19 protein-coding genes are annotated in these 20,636 nt (G+C 39.2%); 14 read left to right on the top strand and 5 right to left on the bottom strand.

The genetic code is table 11. The features are described from left to right. Positions 1–121 precede the first annotated feature (121 nt). Positions 122–2,341 carry an NADP-dependent isocitrate dehydrogenase gene (locus GVK91_RS03305; RefSeq protein ID WP_159726895.1) on the top strand — a complete coding sequence of 740 codons (2,220 nt, stop codon included), beginning with the start codon at positions 122–124 and terminating at the stop codon, positions 2,339–2,341. An 81-nt stretch (positions 2,342–2,422) separates the two neighbouring features. On the opposite strand, the gene GVK91_RS03300 is transcribed toward GVK91_RS03305, so the two are convergent. Both GVK91_RS03300 and GVK91_RS03295 read right to left on the bottom strand, forming a co-directional pair. Then, positions 2,423–3,376 carry a glycoside hydrolase family 43 protein gene (locus GVK91_RS03300; protein WP_159726893.1) on the bottom strand — a complete coding sequence of 318 codons (954 nt, stop codon included), beginning with the start codon at positions 3,374–3,376 and terminating at the stop codon, positions 2,423–2,425. Between the two features lie 253 nt (positions 3,377–3,629). After that, the gene (locus GVK91_RS03295; RefSeq protein ID WP_159726891.1) at positions 3,630–4,523 is read right to left on the bottom strand and encodes a DUF4377 domain-containing protein; all 894 of its coding nucleotides are present in this window, start codon (positions 4,521–4,523) and stop codon (positions 3,630–3,632) included. 39 nt (positions 4,524–4,562) lie between these two features. Here GVK91_RS03295 and GVK91_RS03290 point away from each other — a divergent pair, with 39 nt between their 5' ends. From GVK91_RS03290 to GVK91_RS03275, 4 genes are all read left to right on the top strand, one after another. Then, the gene (locus GVK91_RS03290; RefSeq protein ID WP_159726889.1) at positions 4,563–5,444 is read left to right on the top strand and encodes a hypothetical protein; all 882 of its coding nucleotides are present in this window, start codon (positions 4,563–4,565) and stop codon (positions 5,442–5,444) included. A 103-nt stretch (positions 5,445–5,547) separates the two neighbouring features. Continuing rightward, positions 5,548–6,375 carry an alpha/beta hydrolase family protein gene (locus tag GVK91_RS03285; RefSeq protein WP_153845886.1) on the top strand — a complete coding sequence of 276 codons (828 nt, stop codon included), beginning with the start codon at positions 5,548–5,550 and terminating at the stop codon, positions 6,373–6,375. A 137-nt stretch (positions 6,376–6,512) separates the two neighbouring features. Next, positions 6,513–8,837: a TonB-dependent receptor gene (locus tag GVK91_RS03280; RefSeq protein WP_153845887.1), complete on the top strand. Its 2,325-nt coding sequence runs from the start codon at positions 6,513–6,515 to the stop codon at positions 8,835–8,837. 6 nt (positions 8,838–8,843) lie between these two features. After that, positions 8,844–9,641: a DUF4249 family protein gene (locus tag GVK91_RS03275; RefSeq protein ID WP_153845888.1), complete on the top strand. Its 798-nt coding sequence runs from the start codon at positions 8,844–8,846 to the stop codon at positions 9,639–9,641. Here GVK91_RS03275 and GVK91_RS03270 read toward each other — a convergent pair. Further along, positions 9,638–10,249 (bottom strand): polysaccharide deacetylase family protein, encoded by a 612-nt coding sequence (locus tag GVK91_RS03270; protein WP_159726887.1) that lies wholly within the window; start codon positions 10,247–10,249, stop codon positions 9,638–9,640. The two genes, GVK91_RS03275 and GVK91_RS03270, sit on opposite strands and share 4 nt — an antisense overlap. Before the next feature lie 54 nt (positions 10,250–10,303). Between GVK91_RS03270 and GVK91_RS03265 the strand changes: the two genes are divergently transcribed. From GVK91_RS03265 to ispE, 5 genes are all read left to right on the top strand, one after another. After that, positions 10,304–11,683, top strand: a complete 1,380-nt coding sequence (locus GVK91_RS03265) for a TolC family protein (RefSeq protein WP_159726885.1) — start codon at positions 10,304–10,306, stop codon at positions 11,681–11,683. A 22-nt stretch (positions 11,684–11,705) separates the two neighbouring features. Beyond that, positions 11,706–13,010, top strand: coding sequence for an efflux RND transporter periplasmic adaptor subunit (locus GVK91_RS03260; RefSeq protein WP_159726883.1), 1,305 nt, complete (start codon positions 11,706–11,708; stop codon positions 13,008–13,010). 107 nt (positions 13,011–13,117) lie between these two features. Continuing rightward, positions 13,118–14,080 (top strand): helix-hairpin-helix domain-containing protein, encoded by a 963-nt coding sequence (locus GVK91_RS03255; RefSeq protein WP_159726881.1) that lies wholly within the window; start codon positions 13,118–13,120, stop codon positions 14,078–14,080. After that, entirely contained in the window at positions 14,067–14,594 is a 528-nt protein-coding gene (locus GVK91_RS03250; protein ID WP_046676245.1) for an adenine phosphoribosyltransferase, read from the top strand. Before GVK91_RS03255 ends, GVK91_RS03250 begins: the two co-directional genes overlap by 14 nt. A gap of 30 nt (positions 14,595–14,624) precedes the next feature. Then, positions 14,625–15,440: a 4-(cytidine 5'-diphospho)-2-C-methyl-D-erythritol kinase gene (gene ispE / locus GVK91_RS03245; RefSeq protein WP_159726879.1), complete on the top strand. Its 816-nt coding sequence runs from the start codon at positions 14,625–14,627 to the stop codon at positions 15,438–15,440. Between the two features lie 77 nt (positions 15,441–15,517). Here the strand turns inward: ispE and GVK91_RS03240 are convergent, their stop codons facing one another. Continuing rightward, positions 15,518–16,363: an ATP cone domain-containing protein gene (locus tag GVK91_RS03240; RefSeq protein ID WP_153845894.1), complete on the bottom strand. Its 846-nt coding sequence runs from the start codon at positions 16,361–16,363 to the stop codon at positions 15,518–15,520. A gap of 135 nt (positions 16,364–16,498) precedes the next feature. Between GVK91_RS03240 and GVK91_RS03235 the strand changes: the two genes are divergently transcribed. Continuing rightward, the gene (locus tag GVK91_RS03235) at positions 16,499–16,795 is read left to right on the top strand and encodes a DUF2892 domain-containing protein (protein ID WP_046676248.1); all 297 of its coding nucleotides are present in this window, start codon (positions 16,499–16,501) and stop codon (positions 16,793–16,795) included. Between the two features lie 324 nt (positions 16,796–17,119). Here GVK91_RS03235 and ychF read toward each other — a convergent pair whose 3' ends face one another. Further along, positions 17,120–18,220, bottom strand: coding sequence for a redox-regulated ATPase YchF (gene ychF, locus GVK91_RS03230; RefSeq protein WP_153845895.1), 1,101 nt, complete (start codon positions 18,218–18,220; stop codon positions 17,120–17,122). A 68-nt stretch (positions 18,221–18,288) separates the two neighbouring features. Here ychF and GVK91_RS03225 point away from each other — a divergent pair, with 68 nt between their 5' ends. From GVK91_RS03225 to hemF, 3 genes are all read left to right on the top strand, one after another. Further along, positions 18,289–18,624 carry a Rieske (2Fe-2S) protein gene (locus tag GVK91_RS03225; RefSeq protein WP_153845896.1) on the top strand — a complete coding sequence of 112 codons (336 nt, stop codon included), beginning with the start codon at positions 18,289–18,291 and terminating at the stop codon, positions 18,622–18,624. Positions 18,625–18,712: 88 nt separating this feature from the next. Beyond that, positions 18,713–19,717 (top strand): NAD(P)H-dependent glycerol-3-phosphate dehydrogenase, encoded by a 1,005-nt coding sequence (locus GVK91_RS03220; RefSeq protein ID WP_153845897.1) that lies wholly within the window; start codon positions 18,713–18,715, stop codon positions 19,715–19,717. 19 nt (positions 19,718–19,736) lie between these two features. Next, positions 19,737–20,633, top strand: coding sequence for an oxygen-dependent coproporphyrinogen oxidase (gene hemF, locus GVK91_RS03215; RefSeq protein WP_153845898.1), 897 nt, complete (start codon positions 19,737–19,739; stop codon positions 20,631–20,633). Positions 20,634–20,636 lie beyond the last annotated feature (3 nt).

The raw sequence follows: 20,636 nt of genomic DNA, 5'->3' as shown, positions 1-20,636 counted from the left end.
GGGTACAATTCCTCGTTAATTATGGCATTAATTCTTATCTTTAGGCGAATTTTTGAGAAATTCAGATTTTTCAATTATTTCACATAGCATTAAAAATTAAACATATTTCTAATAGATTACTATGTCAAACAAATCAAAAATTGTTTGGACAAAAACAGATGAAGCTCCTTTATTAGCGACTTATTCGTTTTTGCCTATCGTTCAAGCGATTACAGCTACAGCTGGTATCGATGTTGAATTGAGAGATATCTCTTTAGCAGGCCGTATTCTTGCTAGCTTTCCAGAATTTTTAAAAGAAGATCAAAAAATTGCTGATGCATTGGCTGAGTTGGGTCAGTTGGCAACAACTCCTGAAGCAAACATCATTAAATTACCGAATATCTCCGCATCAATTCCGCAGTTAAAAGGTGCTATCGCTGAATTACAGCAAGCAGGATACGCTGTTCCGAACTATCCTGATGAAGCGACCACAGATGAAGAAAAGTCAGCCAAAGCTAAGTATGCAAAGGTATTGGGTTCTGCTGTAAATCCTGTATTACGTGAAGGAAACTCGGATCGCCGTGCGCCTAAAGCGGTTAAGAATTATGCAAAAGCAAATCCACATAAAATGGGTGCTTGGGCGAAAGATTCCAAAACAAAGGTGTCATCCATGACTTCAGGTGATTTCTACGGTTCAGAGCAGTCTGTAACCGTTGAAAATGAAGGCCAATTTAAAATTGAGTTTGTTGATGCACAAGGTGCAGTAACAGAATTAAAAGGACTTTCTGCGCTGAAAGCAGGTGAAGTTATTGATTCTTCAACGTTGAGCTTAACTGCATTGAAAGCTTTTGTAGTTGATGCTATCGCTGAAGCGAAAGCCGCAGGAGTATTGTTGTCTGCGCATTTAAAGGCAACAATGATGAAAGTTTCTGATCCGATTATATTTGGTGCTGTTGTTGAAACTTATTTTGCGGATGTTTTTGCGCAATATGGCGATTTGTTCAAAGAGCTGAGTATCAATAAAAATAACGGTTTAGGCGAGATTTATGCTAAAATCGCAGGTCATGCAAAAGAGGCTGAAGTGAAAGCTGCTATCGACGCTGCTATCGCAAATGGTCCTGCTTTGGCGATGGTTAATTCGGATAAAGGCATTACAAATTTCCACGTGCCTTCTGATGTAATTATTGACGCTTCTATGCCAGCAATGATCCGTATCGGTGGTAAGATGTGGAATAAAGACGGTCAAGAAGAAGATACGATTGCTATGGTTCCTGATCGTTGTTACGCTGGCGTTTACGAAGCGACAATTGAAGACTGTAAGGAGCATGGTGCCTTAGATCCAAAAACAATGGGTTCTGTGCCAAATGTAGGTTTGATGGCGCAAAAAGCTGAGGAATACGGATCCCATGATAAAACTTTTCAAGCTGCAGGAAACGGCGTTATTCGCGTGGTGGATGCGGAAGGAAATGTTTTCATGGAGCAAAAAGTGGAGACAGGAGATATCTTCCGTATGTGTCAAACGAAAGATGCTCCAATTCAAGACTGGGTGAAATTGGCTGTAAATCGTGCTCGTTTATCTGAGACACCAGCTGTATTCTGGTTGGATGAAAACCGTGCACATGATGGAGAAATCATCAAAAAAGTAGAAAAATACTTACCAAACTTTGATACAACTGGTTTGGATATTCGTATTTTATCTCCGATTGATGCGACGAAATTCTCTTTGGAACGTATTCGTAAGGGCGAAGATACTATTTCAGTGACTGGTAACGTATTGCGTGATTATTTGACGGATTTATTCCCGATCTTAGAAGTGGGTACATCAGCTAAAATGTTGTCGATCGTTCCATTGATGAATGGTGGTGGTTTATTTGAAACAGGTGCTGGTGGTTCGGCTCCGAAACACGTCGAACAATTCCTTCAAGAAGGTTACTTGCGTTGGGATTCATTAGGTGAATTCTTGGCACTTGGTGCTTCTTTGGAACACTTGTCTCAAACACAAAATAATCCAAAAGCGCTGGTATTGGCGGAGACATTGGATGAAGCAACGGAGAAATTCTTGGCGAACGACAAATCTCCAGCACGTAGAGTTGGTCAGATTGATAACCGTGGATCGCATTTCTACTTGACACTATATTGGGCGCAGGCTTTGGCAGCACAAGCAAAAGATGCTGAATTAGCTGAGAAATTTGCGACCGTTGCAAATGTGTTAACAGAAAATGAAGCGAAAATCAATGAAGAATTGATCGCGGCTCAGGGGCATGCGCAAAACATCGGTGGTTACTATTTCCCGAATGATGGATTGGCAGCTAAGGCAATGCGTCCGTCTGAAACATTGAATAATGTAATATCTAGTATTTAAGCGGTAATCGTTTTCATATAAAAAGAAGCCCAGTTCAATTGATCTGGGCTTTTTTGTTGTTTGCGAAAAGAAGTAATTCTGCTATTTTAATGGATATTTGACACCTGTAAAGGTCATCTTAACAGGTATGATATGTCCATTTTTGTCAAATTTCATTTCTTCGATACAGGTTACCCGCTCATTGGCTCCATCTTTGCCAAGCGGTCTACGGTGATAGACAATAAAATATTTGTCCTTGTTGGGGACTTTGATGACTGAATGATGCCCGGCGCCAACAGCGACTTCAGGATCTCGTTCCAATATTGTTCCGATGCGTTCAAAAGGGCCAAAGGGCGAGTCGGCGATGGCATAAGCGACTTTGTAGTCGGGGCCTGTCCAGCCACCTTCCGACCACATAAAATAATATTTTCCATCTTTTATAAACATAAATGGTCCTTCGACGTAATCCTTAGGGGTGATTTCCTTGTAAAAGGTACCGTCATCAAAAGGGAGCAAGCCTGTGAAATCTGGTTTGAGTTTGACCATATTGCAGTGCTTCCAACCACCGTAATACATGTAGAAAGTGCCGTCTTTATCTTTGAAAACAAACTGATCTATCGGCTGAGCGCCATTGATAATATCGTTGATTAAGGGTTTGCCCAATAGGTCGGTATAAGGACCTTCTGGCTTGTCAGCTACAGCAACCCCAATGCCTCCGATCTCTCCTTGATGCACATCATTGGCTCCGAAAAACAGATAATATTTCCCCTTGTTTTCCAACACCGCAGGTGCCCACATGGCTTTTTTCGCCCATTTAACGTTGCTGTTCTCCAAGATACGGCTATGTTTTGTCCAGGTGGCCAAATCGGAAGATGAAAACGCGTCAAAGAATATCTGCTCTTCATAAGGCGCCGAATAGGTTGGGAATATCCAGTATTTATTGCCATAGATAATGCCTTCAGGATCAGCGTAGTTTCCCGTGATAACAGGATTCTTCTGGGCAAAAAGTGTCGCGGTTAAAAGTAAGGTTGTTGATGTTAAAAATGTTTTAATCATTATGTCGGTTTAAACTTGTAAGGTACGGGATAGATTTGATTGGGTTATGCCTAAATGGATCATTTATATGCCCATTTGTCTCATTGTTTTTTGAAATGTTAAAATTTTGTTAAAATCTTATTATGCTTTCGATTGTTTCCGATTTATTTCACACATTTGTTTATGTCATTTCCAAATGGCATAAATACTTTTCATAAAATAGGTTAATAATATGGCTAAGATACCCAGAGTCTCCCAGACTTTGGGTGTTTTTTTATTCTCGCTCCAACCCAAAAATCATCACTAGTTTTCTGTCGTTATATAAATTTAAGGTTTGTTCGGCTATGTCAAATTGAATTTGTTTTTGTTCAAAAATTTGAAAAAAGTCATTTTCGATATTTATGCCATTGCAGGCGCGCATGGTGCTTGCCAAGTGCAGAAAGCTGATTTTATCGTCTTTAATGGCGAAATTTCCCCAAAAATTGTTGCATCCCGTTGTGCCGGTAATCGTGCCATTTCTGGCATCGAACCCGATACTTGCTTTGCTGGAGCTGACATCCTTTCCATTTAACTGAAGCAGATTCCATTTAAAACGAGCAAGAAATGCGGCCACACTGGGCAGTTCGTTTGCACGTTCTTTTGATAGGACTTCAATTAAACTATAACTGACGGAGTCTGTATCTTTTTGTTTCGTTTGTTTTACCCGAATGCGGTAACGGTAGCCCTCCTGGTAATCGAAACCTTGAATTGTTGAAGTGAGGTATTCCCATTTATTCCTTTTATCAGATTTTACCTGCAGACATTTCAGTTTACCAAGGCTCTGGGCATTCACGTAGTTTTCTCCAACTTCCCATGTGACCACTGCTGTATTTTCCGATAGTGATTTTGTAATCGTTTTGGCTAAGGTGTATGTCGAACGTGAACCGTTTTGACGTTTGAGGATCTTGATGTCGTATTCAAATTTGGGGTCATAATCAAATTGCAAGATTTCAGCATAGAATTTCTCCCAATCTTTGCTGTTGTAGTATTTGACAAGATAGGGTGGTGTTTGCCGAAGACCTGATTTTACTTTTATGCGAAATGAAGAGCTCTGGGCAAGTAAGCTGTGACAGGGGAATAAGAGTGTTAAAAAAAGGAGTAATGAACTGTATGTGGAAGGCTTCTTCATAATTAGAATGTAAATATCAATAAAAACGTATCTTTAAACATGAATATTGCACGAGTGAACCTGTGCCTGCTGCTTGTATTTTCTCTGTTAAGTCTGCAGGTTTACGGCCAAAATAGGAAGGATTATTTTAAAACGCAAATTGCCCTCGGGGAATTGACGGATCCACAACTGAAAGAGGTGTCTGGCATTACACCGGCTTATCTGGAGGGCAATTTTTGGGTGCATAATGATAGTGGTGATGGTGCAACGATTTATTTAATCGATCATCAGGCCAAACTACTGAAAAAATTTTCACTTGAGGGTGTATCGGTCGTCGACTGTGAGGATATCGATCGAGTGAAAATTGGGGACACTTATTTTCTCGTCCTTGCGGACATCGGAAACAACACCGGGAAAAGAACCTGGACATGCCTGTATGTATTTCCTGAGCCTCAGGCCGATGATCCTGGGCTTATTCCGAAGAAGTCAATTCGGGCTATCTTTCTTAAATTTCCGGGCCAGCAACGTTTAGATGCCGAATCGATTATGATTGATCCAATAGATAAAATGTTGTATGTAATATCTAAACGTGAATTTCGATCGACTGTTTATTCCGCAGCGGTATTTACAAATTCTAAACAGCAGTATTTTACCTTAAATAGCGTAGCGGAGCTGCCATTTACTTTTGCTACTGCTGCCGCTATAGATCCGACCGGTACACAGTTGCTTGTAAAGAATATTACCCATATTTTCTATTGGCAGAGAAACCGAAGTGAATCCTGGAAACAGGTATTCCAACAAAAGCCAGCTATTCTGCCTTATCAGGTGGAGCCGCAGGGGGAAGCGATAGCTTTCGATAGCAAGGGAAATGGATTTTATACAATTAGCGAGCGTCCATTTGGTTTAAAATCCTATCTTTATTTTTTTGAAAGAAATCAATAAATTTATGATAAACACTAGACCTATTTTCAGTTATTCGGTGCATAATTTTCATCAAACCGAGCCTATCAAAAACTGCCTATTTTGTTCAAGAGGTATTAGGCTTATGTTAATTGCCTTCGTTTTATTTTTATGTACTTTCACGAACGCCTTTGCTGCCAAAGTGGATACCCTGTCCATTCAGAGCCCATCCATGGGTAAAGCAATTAAAACTGTCGTAATTCTTCCTCAAAATTACTCGAACAAAATCAGTTATCCGGTCCTTTACCTGTTGCATGGTTATTCTGGTAATTATAGCAATTGGGTTAAAAATTCAAGTGTGAGCGCATTGGCGGATCAGTACGGTTATATGGTCGTTTGCCCCGATGGTGGTTTTGGAAGCTGGTACTGGGATGTCGCGAATGATAAAAACTACCAATATGAAACTTTTGTGTCCAAAGAGCTGATTGATTATATAGATCAGCATTATTCAACGATCAAAGATCGGAGCGGAAGGGCAATTACGGGATTAAGTATGGGTGGGCATGGTGCGCTGTCGCTGGCCATAAAACATCAGGATAGCTATGGCGCTGCAGGAAGTACAGCTGGTGGGGTAGATTTTAGACCTTTTCCCTTAAACTGGGAAATTAAAGATCGCATTGGGAATTATGCTGATGTACCGCAAGAATGGGATAATCGTGTTGTTATTAATATGGTTCCCAAATTAGTCAATAATAAACTTCGCCTAATCATCGATTGCGGTAAGGAAGATTTTTTCTACACCGTGAATGTTGCACTGCACGATAAATTAATGTACCATAATATAAATCATACCTTTGTTACAAGTGAAGGTGGGCACAATTGGGAATACTGGTCTCGGTCAATTGTTTATCAAATGGCTTTTTTTAAAGGATATTTTGATCAAGCGAAGAAAAGTGAAAAGAAAAATGGATAAATATTTGGCATAAATGAATAAAATGCTATTTTTGTTAAACAGAGACCTTAACTAACAAATTATAAACTTATTATTAAGCCTTACAAATTGTAAGGCTTTTTTATTATTTTCAGCAAAATTTTTGACTTCACTTGATTATGTTTAAACCTATAAAGGTTGTATTTTGTTTTTCTTCCATTTTGTTCTGCGCGCAGCAAGCGCATAGTCAACAGTCTAAATCTATTTCTGGGTTTGTTAGGGACAGTATCAGCGGTGAGAATATCATTGGCGCCGTCATACGAAACGATACAGAGAAAAAATCTACTGCTTCAAATAAATATGGTTTTTTTAGTTTGTCTGTCCGTGATGCCGGCAAAGGGATGGAAGTATCATCTGTAGGCTATCGAACGAAAGCATTCTCTGTCCACCTTGACAAGGACTCCACTTATATTATTCAGTTGGTACCTGAGGAAAATCAGCTCGCTGAGGTTACCGTAACCGGAAATAGGCGCAAATCAATAAAGGATCTAACCCCTGGGTTGACACAATTTAGCCCTAAGGAGATCGAAAAAGTCCCCGTACTATTTGGAGAAAAGGATATTCTCAAGACCATTCAGCTATTTCCGGGAGTAACCAGCGGGGGGGAAGGAAGCAGCAATTTTTATGTGCGTGGCGGCGGTGGCGACCAAAATCTGATTTTGCTGGATGAGGCTCCTGTCTATAACAGTTCCCATTTGTTCGGTTTTTTCTCGACCTTTAATTCCGATGCGATCAAAGACGTGAATTTCTACAAAGGAGGTGTTCCAGCCCAATATGGTGGCAAAATATCATCGGTGATGGAAATTACCACCTTGGACGGAAACAACCAGCATTTCAATGTAGAAGGCGGCTTAGGGCTTATTGCTTCGCGTCTTAAATTGGAAGGGCCGATTCAAAAAGGCAAGAGCTCATTTATGATCTCCGGTAGACGTACCTATGCCGATCTTTTCTTAAAGCTTTCAAGTGATGAGAATATTAAGAAGAGCGCGCTCTTTTTTTATGACCTCAATGCAAAATTAAATTATCGTATCAATGATAAGAATACACTTTACTTGTCTGGATATTTCGGCAAGGATGCGATGGCTTATCATGATTTGTTTGATTTCAATTGGGGAAATGCGACTGGAACGATGCGCTGGAACCATGTGTGGAGCAATAGGTTGTTTAGCAATACTACGCTTATTTTTAGCAAATTCAATTATCAGGTTAAGATTGAGGATGATAACAACTTTAAAATCCGTTCAGACATCTTTAATTATAATTTTAAACAAGATTTTCAATACAATCTTTCGGACCGTCACAATCTAAAATTTGGATTGCAGGCAGCCTTGCAGGAAATCCGACCGGCAAGTATCGAAGCGGGGGAAGATTCGAAGGTGAATTCATTGCAAATCCAACATCGCAAGGGTGCTGATGTTGCTGCTTATCTGACCGATGACTGGTCTATTAATGATCGTTTAAAATTAAACTATGGATTGAGGGCATCTGCTTACGCAACATTAGGGCCAGGGACATTTTATACTTTCGATCCTGCAGGTGAGGCCATAGATTCTACCTATGTGGGAAATGGCAAGTTGGGTAAAAAGTACTTCTATCTGGAACCTCGCGTTTCCTTAAACTACGCTATCAATGATTTAACGACGATAAAGGCCTCTTTTAATACCAATGTTCAGTACCTGCATCAATTGAGCAATACAACTAGTAGTCTTCCTACAGATCAATATGTGCTGAGCAATAATACGATTAAGCCCCAGCTATCCAATCAGTATTCGCTGGGTTACTTTCGAAATTTTGCATCCAACAGATATGAATTTTCCGTCGAAGGTTATTATCGAGATTTAAAGAACCAGATTGACTATAGGAATGGCGCCGATCTACAGGCCAATGAATTGCTGGAAGGAGAATTGCTGTTTGGAAAAGGTAGAGCGTACGGCATTGAATGGTTTCTGAAAAAGAGACTGGGACGATTTAGCGGCTGGCTGAGTTATACCTTATCCAAAAGTGAGCGCCAATTTGAACAAATCAATGATGGCGCATGGTTTAGTGCACGGCAGGATAAAACGCATAATATAGCCATCGTGGCGCAGTATCAATTAAATCCGAAGTGGAATTTAAGTGCCAATTTCGTTTACTATACAGGAGACGCTGTAACGATGCCTGCGGGGAAATATTTTGTTGACGATCGTACGATCTTCTATTACGATAAAAGAAATGGGCAGCGGATGCCTGCTTATCACCGCCTGGATTTGGCAGCAACTTATGATATTAAACGGACAAAGAATAGCTACTCGAGCTTGTCGTTTGGTCTCTATAATGCCTATAATCGAAAAAATGCTTATTTGATCGACTTTAGAGAAAAAGAAGGACAATCCAACGTCACCGAGATTTATCGGATAGCATTATTTGGGACGATACCATCGATTACTTGGAATTTTAAATTTTAGCAAAGAATGAAGAAGATATTAGGAGTTATAGCTGTTGCATTATTTACTTTAGGGGGCTGCGAGGACAAAATAGATTTGGAACTGCCCGAAAATACAGGTCAATTGGTTATTACCGCAGATTTGATGGTTTCGGATCAACAACATGAGATTAGTATACAGAAGGTTGTGAGCATTAAAGACTCTCTATTTTCTCCGATAACAGATGCGGAGGTGAGCGTTAAGAATATGCAAAATAATCGCACTTATACGTTTCAAGCAGGGGCTGATGGGGTGTATACCAATAAGACATTACGGTTACAGGAGAAGGTCACTTACCAGTTACAGGTAAAGACCGCTGATGGAAGGGAGATCCAAGGGGTATCAACGGTTCCCAGCTATGTGGATGTGGATTCTATAGGGCTTTCAGAGCGAATTATTTTTACTGACACGATTTACTACCCGACTCTCGTATTTATCGATCCACCGGAAAAAGGCAACTATTATAAGTATAAAATGTCAGTCAATGGGGGTAAACTACGTTTTATTGATGTCTTTAACGATAAGTATAACAATGGCTTAGAGGTGCAGCATGATATTGTCGACCGCGATAGAGATTTGAAAGTAGGTGATCGCGTGCGTATCCTACGTCAATGTATCGATGTAGGGGCGTACAATTACTGGAATAGTTTTCAAATGATTAATCCCGGTTCGGCTTCACCATCTAATCCGATTTCAAATTTAAGCAACAATGCACTGGGGTATTTCAGTGCTAGTGTAGGCAAATATTACGAATCTGAGGTAACGTTTGCTAGAAGTAAACCTTAATCTATTCTCGAAAGCTGATAGTGATTTTTTAATAAAAACTCTATTGTTTTAGGTAGAACATATTCGACACGAGGAATGGCTTTGATATTATCATGAAAAATAATAACAGAGCCATTTTTAATGTTGGGCAGAACGTTTTCCAGGCATTTCTCGGGACTTAAATTCGGATCAAAATCACCCGACATAATATCCCACATGATCACTCGGTATTTTTTATAAATTTGACGGAGTTGGGATTTTGTTGCTCGGGCATAAGGCGGACGAAAAAGATCGGTTTGGGTCAGTTCCTGGCATTTCGCAACATTTGCCAAATACTGCTCATCATGTGTTTCCCAGCCTTTGAGGTGGTTGTAAGTATGGTTGCCTACCTGATGCCCTTCATCTAAAATTCGTTGAAACAAATGTGGATTTTTTTTAATATTTTCACCAACACAAAAAAATGTTGCCTTTGCCTGATATTTTTTTAGGATATCGAGTATAAAAGGTGTAATTTCAGGAATTGGACCATCGTCAAAAGTAAGATAGACTTTTTTTTCATGACGTGGCATATTCCATATTGATTTGGGATATAGCCATCTAAGGAAAAATGGAGATTTGACAAAATACATAACCGATAAATGAAGTTCAAATCTAAAAAAAAATGTATGGTTCTACATATGGACATGAAAAGATTTTATTATTCTGCAGTAGTATTTACTGGGTTATTTCTAGGAACTAATGATTTGGTTCAAGCCCAACAGGTTGTGGGTGTGGCAGAAGCCATTCGTATAACATTGGAACGGAACGTACAAATAAAGCAAGCTGCATTGAACAAAGATCTTGCCGAGCAGGACTTGTTTCAGGCAAAAAGTAATTTATTGCCAAACCTGAGTGCTAGCGTGGATCAAAATTTTCGTTATGGCTTTGGCTTCGATTTAACTTCCGGACGAATCGTCAATAACACCTGGACAAAAGGAACCAGTGGCTCGGTGGGATCGAGTGTCAATTTATTTCAGGGCTTTCAACAGATCAATCAGATCAAAGCGAATAAATTGCAACTGGAGTCTACGGCGACTCAGGTGGATAAGATCAAGAATGACCTTGTGCTCAATGTGTTGGTTAATTATTTGGAAGCTATTACCAATCATGAGATGATGGTTGCGAGTGAAGACCAGATCGCTTTGTCGAAACAGCAATTTTCATTGGACTCTATTCAGTTTGCGGTTGGTAATAAAACAATTGCCGATCTTGCCAAATCAAAAAATCAGGTTGCTACAAATGAATTGAACAAAGTTAATTTGAAAAATTCATACGAAATGTCTTTGTTGACCTTGAAACAGTTGATGGAAATGCCTCCTGAAACGCCTATTTCCCTGGAACGTCCAAGCTTGGAATCTATATTGGTTCATGCAGTGGATAAAAATGCGGTGGATGTTTACCAGAAAGCGCTCACATTGCAGCCTGATATTCACAAATCTGCATTGGATAAAGAGGTCGCATTGAAACAAATCGATATTGCAAAGGGGGGCTATTATCCCACACTCAATTTGAATGTGAGTTATGGAACGAATTACTCGTCTGCAACGACAAGGCAAACAGATCCATTGGACCCTGCGACCCTTTTTAGAGTGCCTTTTGGCCAGCAGATATCGGATAATAAGTCTTTTTTTACAGGTTTATCTCTTGCTATTCCAATTTTTTCAAGAAATCAGAATAAAGTAAATGTAGCAAAGGCAAAGATCGGTTTGAAACAGGCTGAAGCCTCCGAGCAATTGGCAAAAAATAACTTAAACAAGGCCGTTAATCAGGCTGTATTGGACGTGAATGCGGCCAAACAACGCTATAGCTCGGCTACCGTAGCATTTGAAAGTGCTGAAACAGCATTTAAGGCGACAAAAGAGCGTTACGATATTGGTATGGCGAATTCATTGGAGCTGTTTACTGCTCAAACGGAAAGAAATAAGGCCGAATTTGACCTTATTCAAGCAAAATATAATGTAATATTCAGATCAAAGATCATCGATTATTACCTCGGAAATCCAATTCAATTCGATAACAATTAACCTATTTGATTTAACAAAAGAAATGGCAAAGAAAAAACGTAGCATTGGAAAAATTATATTAATAATAGTAGTGCTCTTGATAGTCCTTGGTTTTATAGGCTTTAAAGCAGGCTGGTTTGGAAAGGGAGAGATTACTAAAGTCGCGGTGGATGTAGTAAAAGAGACTGATGTTGATGAATTAGTTTCTGCAAGTGGGAAGATTCAGCCTGAAGTGGAGGTTAAACTGAGTTCAGAGGTATCTGGAGAGGTAGTTGAGCTTAACATTAAAGAAGGTGATTTTGTAAAAAAAGGACAAGTACTCTGTCGGATCAAACCCGATATTTTGCAGTCTGGTTATGATCGCTCTGTTGCAGCAATGAATTCACAGCGGGCCAATTTAGCCGCTGCACAACAGCAATTAAAACAACAGGAAGAAAACTTCAAAAATGTGGCTGCTACCTATAAACGGAATCAGGAACTTTTTGAAAAACGTGTTATTTCTGCCTCAGAAATGGATAAAAGTTCGGCAGAATATCATGCAGCACAGGCTTCTATCCAAGCACAAAGAGAGACTGTACGTTCTACAAAATATGGTATTGACCAATCACAAGCCTCAGTAAAAGAAGCACAGGACAATTTAAATCGGACGACAATTTATGCGCCATCAGATGGCATCATTTCTCTCTTGTCTATTGAAAAGGGTGAGCGTGTGGTTGGAACAGCGCAGATGGCGGGTACAGAAATTATGCGTATCGCCAATATGAGTTCGATGGAGGTTAATGTCGATGTAAATGAAAATGATATTAACAATGTAAGAGTAGGGAATCAAGCTGAGATTGAAGTCGATGCTTTTAAGGACAGAAAGTTTAAAGGTGTTGTGACCGAAATCGCTAGCTCGTCTAAAAACATCGCAACGACAACTACGGCGACATCATCGACAGATCAGGTGACAAATTTTAATGTAAAAGTTCGCATCAGCGCGGAATCGTATCAAGACTTGATGAAAGAGAATGTGGCATCGCCATTTAAACCGGGACTTTCAGCAACAGTTCAGATATTTACAAAACACGATAAAGGACTGGTTGTACCGATTCAATCGGTAACCGTGCGCTCTGATGATAAAGACTCTACAAATACAAATAAAAAAGTTGATGAATATGTATTTGTCCTAAAAGATAAAATAGTTAAGCAGGTTTTGGTGAAGACAGGCATTCAGGATGATAAAAATATCATTGTTACCTCAGGACTGAAAAAAGGGGACGAGGTCGTTTCTAGACCATTTGATGCGATTTCCAAAACCTTAAAAGACGGTAGTCAAGTTGAAAAAGTTGATAAGTCAAAGTTATAAATCTCTTTGTAGATAATAATTAATAAAAAGGGAATTGTTTTTTAATAATTCCCTTTTTATTTTCCTTATAATTTATTAAATTTAAACAACCCAATTGTTAGCGGCTTATGAAAAGGCTATTGGCTTATTTTAAATTTAGTAAAACAGAACAAAATGGATTTTTCATTATTTTGGTGATTATCGTTTTGTTTGCGACGATTTATACGCTGATTAAACGTAATACGAGAGATCCTATTCCAAATCAGGCCAAACTTTTTGAACAGTCCTTTCACGATTCTATAGAGATTTCCAGTACACCCAACAAACAGGAGTTTAATAGCCCCTATGTGAATAAAAACGAAAGTGTCGTGTCCATCTCGCCGACTACAGATTTAGATGATGAAAAGCTATTTTATTTTGATCCAAATAATTTACCGCACGCTGATTGGCATAAGTTGGGACTTTCTGATAAACAGATCGCGGTACTGAAAAATTATGAAAAAAAAGGGGGACGATTTAAGGTAAAAACCGATCTGAAGAAAATTTACTCTATTAATGAGCGACTTTACAAGAGATTAGAACCTTACATCCAAATAAAAACAATTCCCGATTCGGAACGAACAAAACAACAAGACAGAGCGCCTTTGCTTTATGATAAATTTGAAAGAAATAAAGCTGAACTTATCGATATTAATACCTGTGATACCACGGCACTAATCAGTCTTAAAGGGATAGGTTCGATTCTATCCAAACGCATTTTGAAATATAAAGATGTTCTTGGTGGTTTCTATCGTATAGAACAGTTAAAGGAGGTTTATGGAGTTACCGCTGAAACGTATGATCTGATTAAAGACTATATTGTTGTGGCTAATTTAGATGGAATCAAAAAAATCAATATTAATAAAGTTGATGCAAATTCATTGGCTAAACATCCGTATCTTAGCCCTAAAGATGCGAAACTAATCGTCAATTATCGGGATCAACATGGAAGTTATGTCAATATAGAAGATTTGACAAAAATAGGAACACTTTCAGATCTTGCGATTGCGAAGATTGCGCCTTATTTAATATTTGAGAATGATTCAAGATAAATTGAAACTGGAAATCCGGGATATTGTGGATTTTCCTAAACCTGGTATTGTCTTTAAAGATATTACCCCTTTGTTGAAAGATGCGGCATTGTGTAGCGAAATGGTTGATGCGATTATTGATCAATTGCAAGGAATAGAGATAGATGCTATTGCTGGAATTGAGAGCCGGGGTTTTCTATTTGGATTTTTACTTGCCAATAGGCTGGGCTTGCCTTTTATTCCAATTCGAAAACAAGGTAAATTACCTTTTAAGACCGTGTCCGAATCTTATGCACTGGAATACGGCCAAGCAACGATTGAAATCCATGAAGATGCTTTTGAAAAAGGAAGCCGCATATTGGTACACGACGACCTTTTAGCAACAGGGGGTACCGTCGTTGCTGCCAGTAAACTTATTGAAAGACTTGGTGGCGAGATCGTCGCTTATAGTTTTATCATCTCTTTAGACTTCCTAAAGGCGAAAGGAAGATTATCCAGGTTCAGTGATAATATCTTTTCATTGGTAAGTTATTAATTTAAAAATATACGATTTAGAGCATTTCACATGATACTTTTTGCAAACGCTAAACTAAACATTGGACTGCAAGTAATTGCCAAGCGTACGGATGGTTATCATGAGCTGAACAGTGTTTTTTATCCACTTCCAATTTACGATATTATCGAATTATTGGATACGACTGCTGCAGAGACAACACTAAATATTCAGGGAGAACATATCCCAGGAAATCTCCGTGATAACCTTTGTATAAGAGCTTTTGAATTGTTGGAAAAAGATTATGGCATTCCGCCCGTTTCAATTGATTTGATCAAACAAATTCCGATCGGAGCAGGCTTAGGGGGCGGTTCTGCCGACGCGTCTTTTGTTTTGAAAGGGCTCAATACGCTCTTTCAATTGAATCTTACAGAAGAGCAACTAGCGGGGTATGCTGCAAAGCTAGGAGCCGATTGTCCTTTTTTTATCGCAAATAATCCTGTTTTTGCAACAGGCATTGGGACTGATTTTAAAGACTTAACTCTAAATTTGGATGGCTACCATATTGCAGTCATTATGCCCAATATTCATATTTCTACGGCTGAAGCTTATGCTGGTGTACAACCTAAGGTACCCGAAGTTAATTTGGAAGAAGCGATTCGTTTGCCCATCCAAGAATGGAAGTTTCATATTCGAAATGATTTTGAGGATGGTATTTTCGAGAATTACCCATTGTTGAAAGAAATCAAAGAAACTTTATATCAAAAAGGAGCGATATATGCTTCGATGTCAGGTTCCGGAGCGGCTATTTATGGCATATTTTGGAAAAAAATAGATTTAAGCGCGCTTGCAAAATATGGCAAGATCTATCATCCAACCAAGCTGTAAGAGTACTATCGGTTACTAAAAAAGCATTATGTATACCTGTTTGGACAGATATACATAATGCTTTTTTTAGTATGTTATTAATACTCTTCTTCCACTTGATAGTTTATGAGTTCGCGAGCCTCATTTAAAACCTTTTCTTTCCGTTCTTTTGTTAAGTTTAGAAGATCCAATTTTTCGGGATTACTGACGATATCTTTCACTAAAATAAGCTGATTTTTGAGCAGTTGTTGTTCCTCAAGGTCTGAAAGAGTTGTTAGACAAGTGACTGGATAGAAAACTGCTTTATCTACTCTTTTTTTAATGCTATTTTCTTTAGGGTAATCCCAAGAGAGCAGGTTGATATTATAATATTTGGCAAAATCAATCGAGTCGGAAGTGAAGTAAGCATTGGTAATCAGCCAGCCTTCTTGAAACTGCAGCTGCTTCCCAAAAAACTGATAATTGATATTGCTGATATCTTTGAATCTTGAAAGATAATACATCGGCGTAGTTACGGATATTTTAGCGTCGATATCGTTTCGAAATTTGCACTCCGCGGTAATCAGTTTGCCGTCCTTATAGGCTACAACGTCCAATTCATGCGAAACAGCATGCCCTTGTACGGTCTGTCCCGTGGTGCTTTCATAACCGATGGATCGCAATAGGTGAGCAATGTATTTTTCGAAGTAGAAGCCTTCAGGGCCGAGTTCACGCAGGGCTTTCTTAAGGCTATAGCGTGCGGCGAAGGAATTTCGTACTGTTTTTAAAGTATCAAAGGCCAGCTGATAGAGCTCTCTTGTTGAAATGCCATCATATATTTCGTTGAGTACCTTATCGTAGACCTGATTAACCTGGTCGGCATTGGCACCGGAGCGAGAAAGCGAATGGCGTAGCGATTCACCATTAAAGGGTACTAATTCACCAGAATATTTTTTGATTTGCATGTATTTCTAATTTGTTAAATACGAATATAAGAGATGTCGTCGGAGAAACAACATAAAAAACTATTATTCTATTCCTAAACTTTTTTAGGACACCATTTGTTTATAACATGTACGATAAATAAAATAAAGATAATTATGAGTAACCTACTAAACTTTGCATTTGATAAGATAAAAACAAAGATCGAAGACGATTGTATCGAAGAAAATATTGGCACCTCTGAGCGTGTTCTGTCGGTGATTGCCGGCGGATTCATATTGGGCTTGGGTGTTAAAAAACTGTTTAAATCCCCACTTACTGGATTGTCTGGACTAACCCTTGGTGGAGCTTTGATCTATCGTGGCGTAACCGGCCATTGTGATGTTAAGAAAGTATTAGAAGATAAGGATATCAAAAAAGTAGAGGTGATTGAGCATCGCTATTTTGTTAAATAGTAAGCCTTGTATCCCTAGCTTAATGTAAAAGTGTTTTTAGTGGAGGCTTCTAGGGGTCTACTTGACAACAATGCGGTACTTACTTCGCCCTGTGAGCGGGGTTCGACTAAGGTGGGAGCACAGTGACTGTACAATAAAAAGGTGGACTCAACGTGGACTCATGGTGGACTCACTGTGCTTACAAGGCGAATTTGATAATAGCTCGTCCGCTAGGTGGGGCATAGTTTTGACAATAGAAAGGGAGATGATTAAAACATAAAAATGGCGAACACTTTTGAAGTGTTCGCCTCTTTTTATGTTCACCTGTTTGGCTAGCTGTGATGCCTATACGTTAAAACGGAAGTGCATGATATCGCCATCTTGGACAATATATGTTTTTCCTTCCACTGATAATTTTCCAGCTTCTTTTACTGCATTTTCAGAGCCAAGCGTGACGAAATCGTCATACTTGATTACTTCAGCGCGGATAAATCCTTTTTCGAAATCTGTGTGGATGACACCTGCAGCCTGAGGGGCTGTAAATCCATTCTCAATCGTCCAGGCACGAACTTCCTGTACGCCAGCGGTAAAGTAAGTCGCCAGATTTAAAAGCGAATACGCAGCGCGGATCAGCTTGTGAACGCCAGATTCCGCTAAGCCAAGGTCATCTAAAAACATTTTACGTTCTTCGTAGCTTTCCAGTTGTGCAATTTCGGACTCGATCTGTGCAGAAATAATCAATACTTCGGCTTTTTCGTCCTTTACAGCTTCCTTAACACGTTCGACATAAGCGTTTCCGGTGTTGACAGAGCCCTCATCTACATTACATACATAAAGTACAGGTTTGGCGGTCAATAATGCTAAATCCTGAATAAACTCAAAATCTTCGGCATCAATTGCTGCAGTCCGTGCAGATTTGCCAGCCTCAAGATGGTCTTTAACGATCGATAGGATGTCAAATGTTCTTTTTGCCTCTTTGTCACCGCCTGTTTTAGCCATTTTTTCAACCTTTTGGATACGTTTTACAACAGTGTCCAAATCCTTAAGCTGTAATTCGGTGTCAATGATTTCTTTATCTCTGATCGGATCTACCGAACCATCAACGTGGATAACGTTTCCGTCGTCAAAACATCTTAAAACGTGAATAATAGCATTGGTTGTACGAATATTTCCTAAGAATTGGTTGCCTAAGCCTTCACCTTTCGAAGCTCCTTTTACAAGACCTGCGATGTCGACGATCTCGATTGTATTTGGAACAACGCGTTGCGGGTTGACTAATTCAGCTAATTTATTGAGACGGGCATCCGGTACGGTAATTACCCCAACATTTGGTTCAATTGTACAAAATGGAAAGTTAGCCGCTTGCGCTTTCGCGTTCGACAAACAGTTAAATAATGTTGATTTACCAACGTTTGGTAAACCTACGATACCGCATTGTAAAGCCATATATAGTGCAAATTTTTGAAATTGCACAAAGATAGAAAATTCACTGTAATTTTTAGCTATCTTGTCGAATGGTTCATTGGTACAAAATTGAACATGCCGATTTTCTGAAAAATCAGGGCATCAGCGAACATAAATTCGGTGGGAAAATTATTTGTATAACGTGGTTTGAAGACAAACTCTATGCTTTCTCCCGAAAATGCCCACATGCTGGAGCACCACTGAAAAATGGCTGGTGTGAACGTGGAAAAGTAATCTGTCCTTTTCATCGCCATGAATTTGATCTAATTTCAGGAAGAGGCAATCCAGAACAGCATGATTTTATTGCTATTTACCCCGTAAAATTCGAAGATAAAGACTATTATGTTGGTCTGGAAATAGGGTTTTGGCAACGTTTATTTGCTTAGAAAGTAACGAAAGTATCATATCTCACCGCGTGAATCGTATATCTAATGAGTAAATAAGTATATTTGCTATCGAAAACAAATTAAAGACATGCAGGGGAAAAAGATTGGTATAATTGGTAGCGGAAGTTGGGCTACCGCTATGATCAAGATGCTATGTGAAAATGACCAAGACAAGCATATTTTTTGGTGGGTAAGAAAGGAAGAAGATGCAGAATATATTCAAAAATTCAAACACAACCCGACTTACCTGAGTAGTGTTTCGGTTGATCTTAGTATTACGACGATTGATACCGATGCAAAAAATATAATTACTAATTCGGACATTGTCATTTTAAATACGCCTGCGGCTTATTTGAAGGATGCACTGGCGAATGTTACGAAGGAAGATTTTAGAAATAAAATTGTTGTTTCGGCCATTAAGGGGATTATTCCCAAAGATAATTTGATCATCGGTGAGTTTTTGGAGCAACGATATGAGGTAGATATTGAACAGATCTGTGTGGTTGGTGGCCCATGTCATGCGGAGGAAGTTGCCTTAGGCAAATTGTCTTATTTAACTTTCGGCTGTAAAAACCTGGATAGTGCAGCATTGGTCGCTTCATTTCTATCGTCAAGGGTCATTAAGACGATTCTGTCGGAAGATGTCCTAGGGATAGAATTTGGTGCAGTATTGAAAAATATATATGCGTTAGCTGGTGGTATTTGCCATGGCTTAGGTTACGGTGATAATTTTCAAGCAGTGTTGGTATCCAATGCAATTCGCGAAATGCGTCGTTTTGTAGGTAAAGTGGACGGTGATACTTCCAGGGATGTGAATACTTCGGCTTACTTAGGGGATCTTTTGGTAACAGCCTATTCCCAATTCAGCCGAAATAGAACCTTTGGAAATATGATTGGAAAGGGGTACAGCGTACAATCTGCCCAATTGGAAATGAATATGGTGGCAGAAGGGTATTACGCTTCGGCATGTATTCAGGAATATGCAAAGAAATATGCCGTGGAATTACCTATATGCGATGCCGTGCACCAAATTTTGTATGAACACCTTCCTGCATCTAAAATTATTCAAGCATTGAGCGAAAAATTAACATAATAAAGTAGCAATAGAGTAGATGATAACAAAAGAAGCGATTGCTTTAGCTTATAAAGAAATTCAGGACGAAATATGTCAGGCGTTGGAGAAATTAGATGGATCGGCGCGCTTTGAAGAAGAATTGTGGGAACGTGAAGGTGGCGGCGGAGGTCGTACCAGGATCATTCAGAATGGTCAAATTTTGGAAAAAGGAGGTGTTAACTTTTCGTCTGTCTATGGCAAATTACCCGAAGCGATTAAAAAATCATTTGCTGTAGAAGAAGATGATTTTTTTGCGACAGGAGTATCCATCGTCATTCATCCAAATAATCCATTAGTCCCTATTATACACATGAATATCCGCTATTTTGAGCTAAACGATCAGATTCGTTGGTTTGGTGGTGGAATCGATTTAACGCCCCATTATGTCAATGAAGAAGATGCCAGCTATTTTCATCAGCAGCTGAAAGATGTATGTGATCGGCATGATGCTACATTCTATGAAAAGTTTAAAAATTGGGCGGATGATTATTTTTATATCAGACACCGCGAGGAAACACGGGGAATAGGAGGTGTATTTTACGATAAGTTGAATACTGAAAAAACAGGGATGAGCATGGAAGATATTTTTGCTTTTTCGTGTGATCTTGGCCGTACGTTTGCACCAACCTACACCGCTTTGGTCGAGAAAAATCGACATAAAGACTTTACTGATCAACAAAAAAATTGGCAATTAATCCGCCGCGGACGCTACGTCGAATTTAACTTGGTATGGGACTCGGGGACTAAATTTGGACTTGAAACGAATGGTCGAATTGAGTCGATACTGATGAGTCTACCTGGCCAGGCCAATTGGGTGTATGATTATCGTCCTGAAGAAGGCTCAGAAGAAGCCAAAACCTTAGCTTTACTACGAAAAGGTATAAACTGGATTTAAAAA

It is taken from the genome of Sphingobacterium sp. 18053 (assembly GCF_902706145.1).
Taxonomy (GTDB): Bacteria; Bacteroidota; Bacteroidia; order Sphingobacteriales; family Sphingobacteriaceae; genus Sphingobacterium; species Sphingobacterium paramultivorum.
This window is presented reverse-complemented; position numbering and strand designations above follow the sequence as displayed.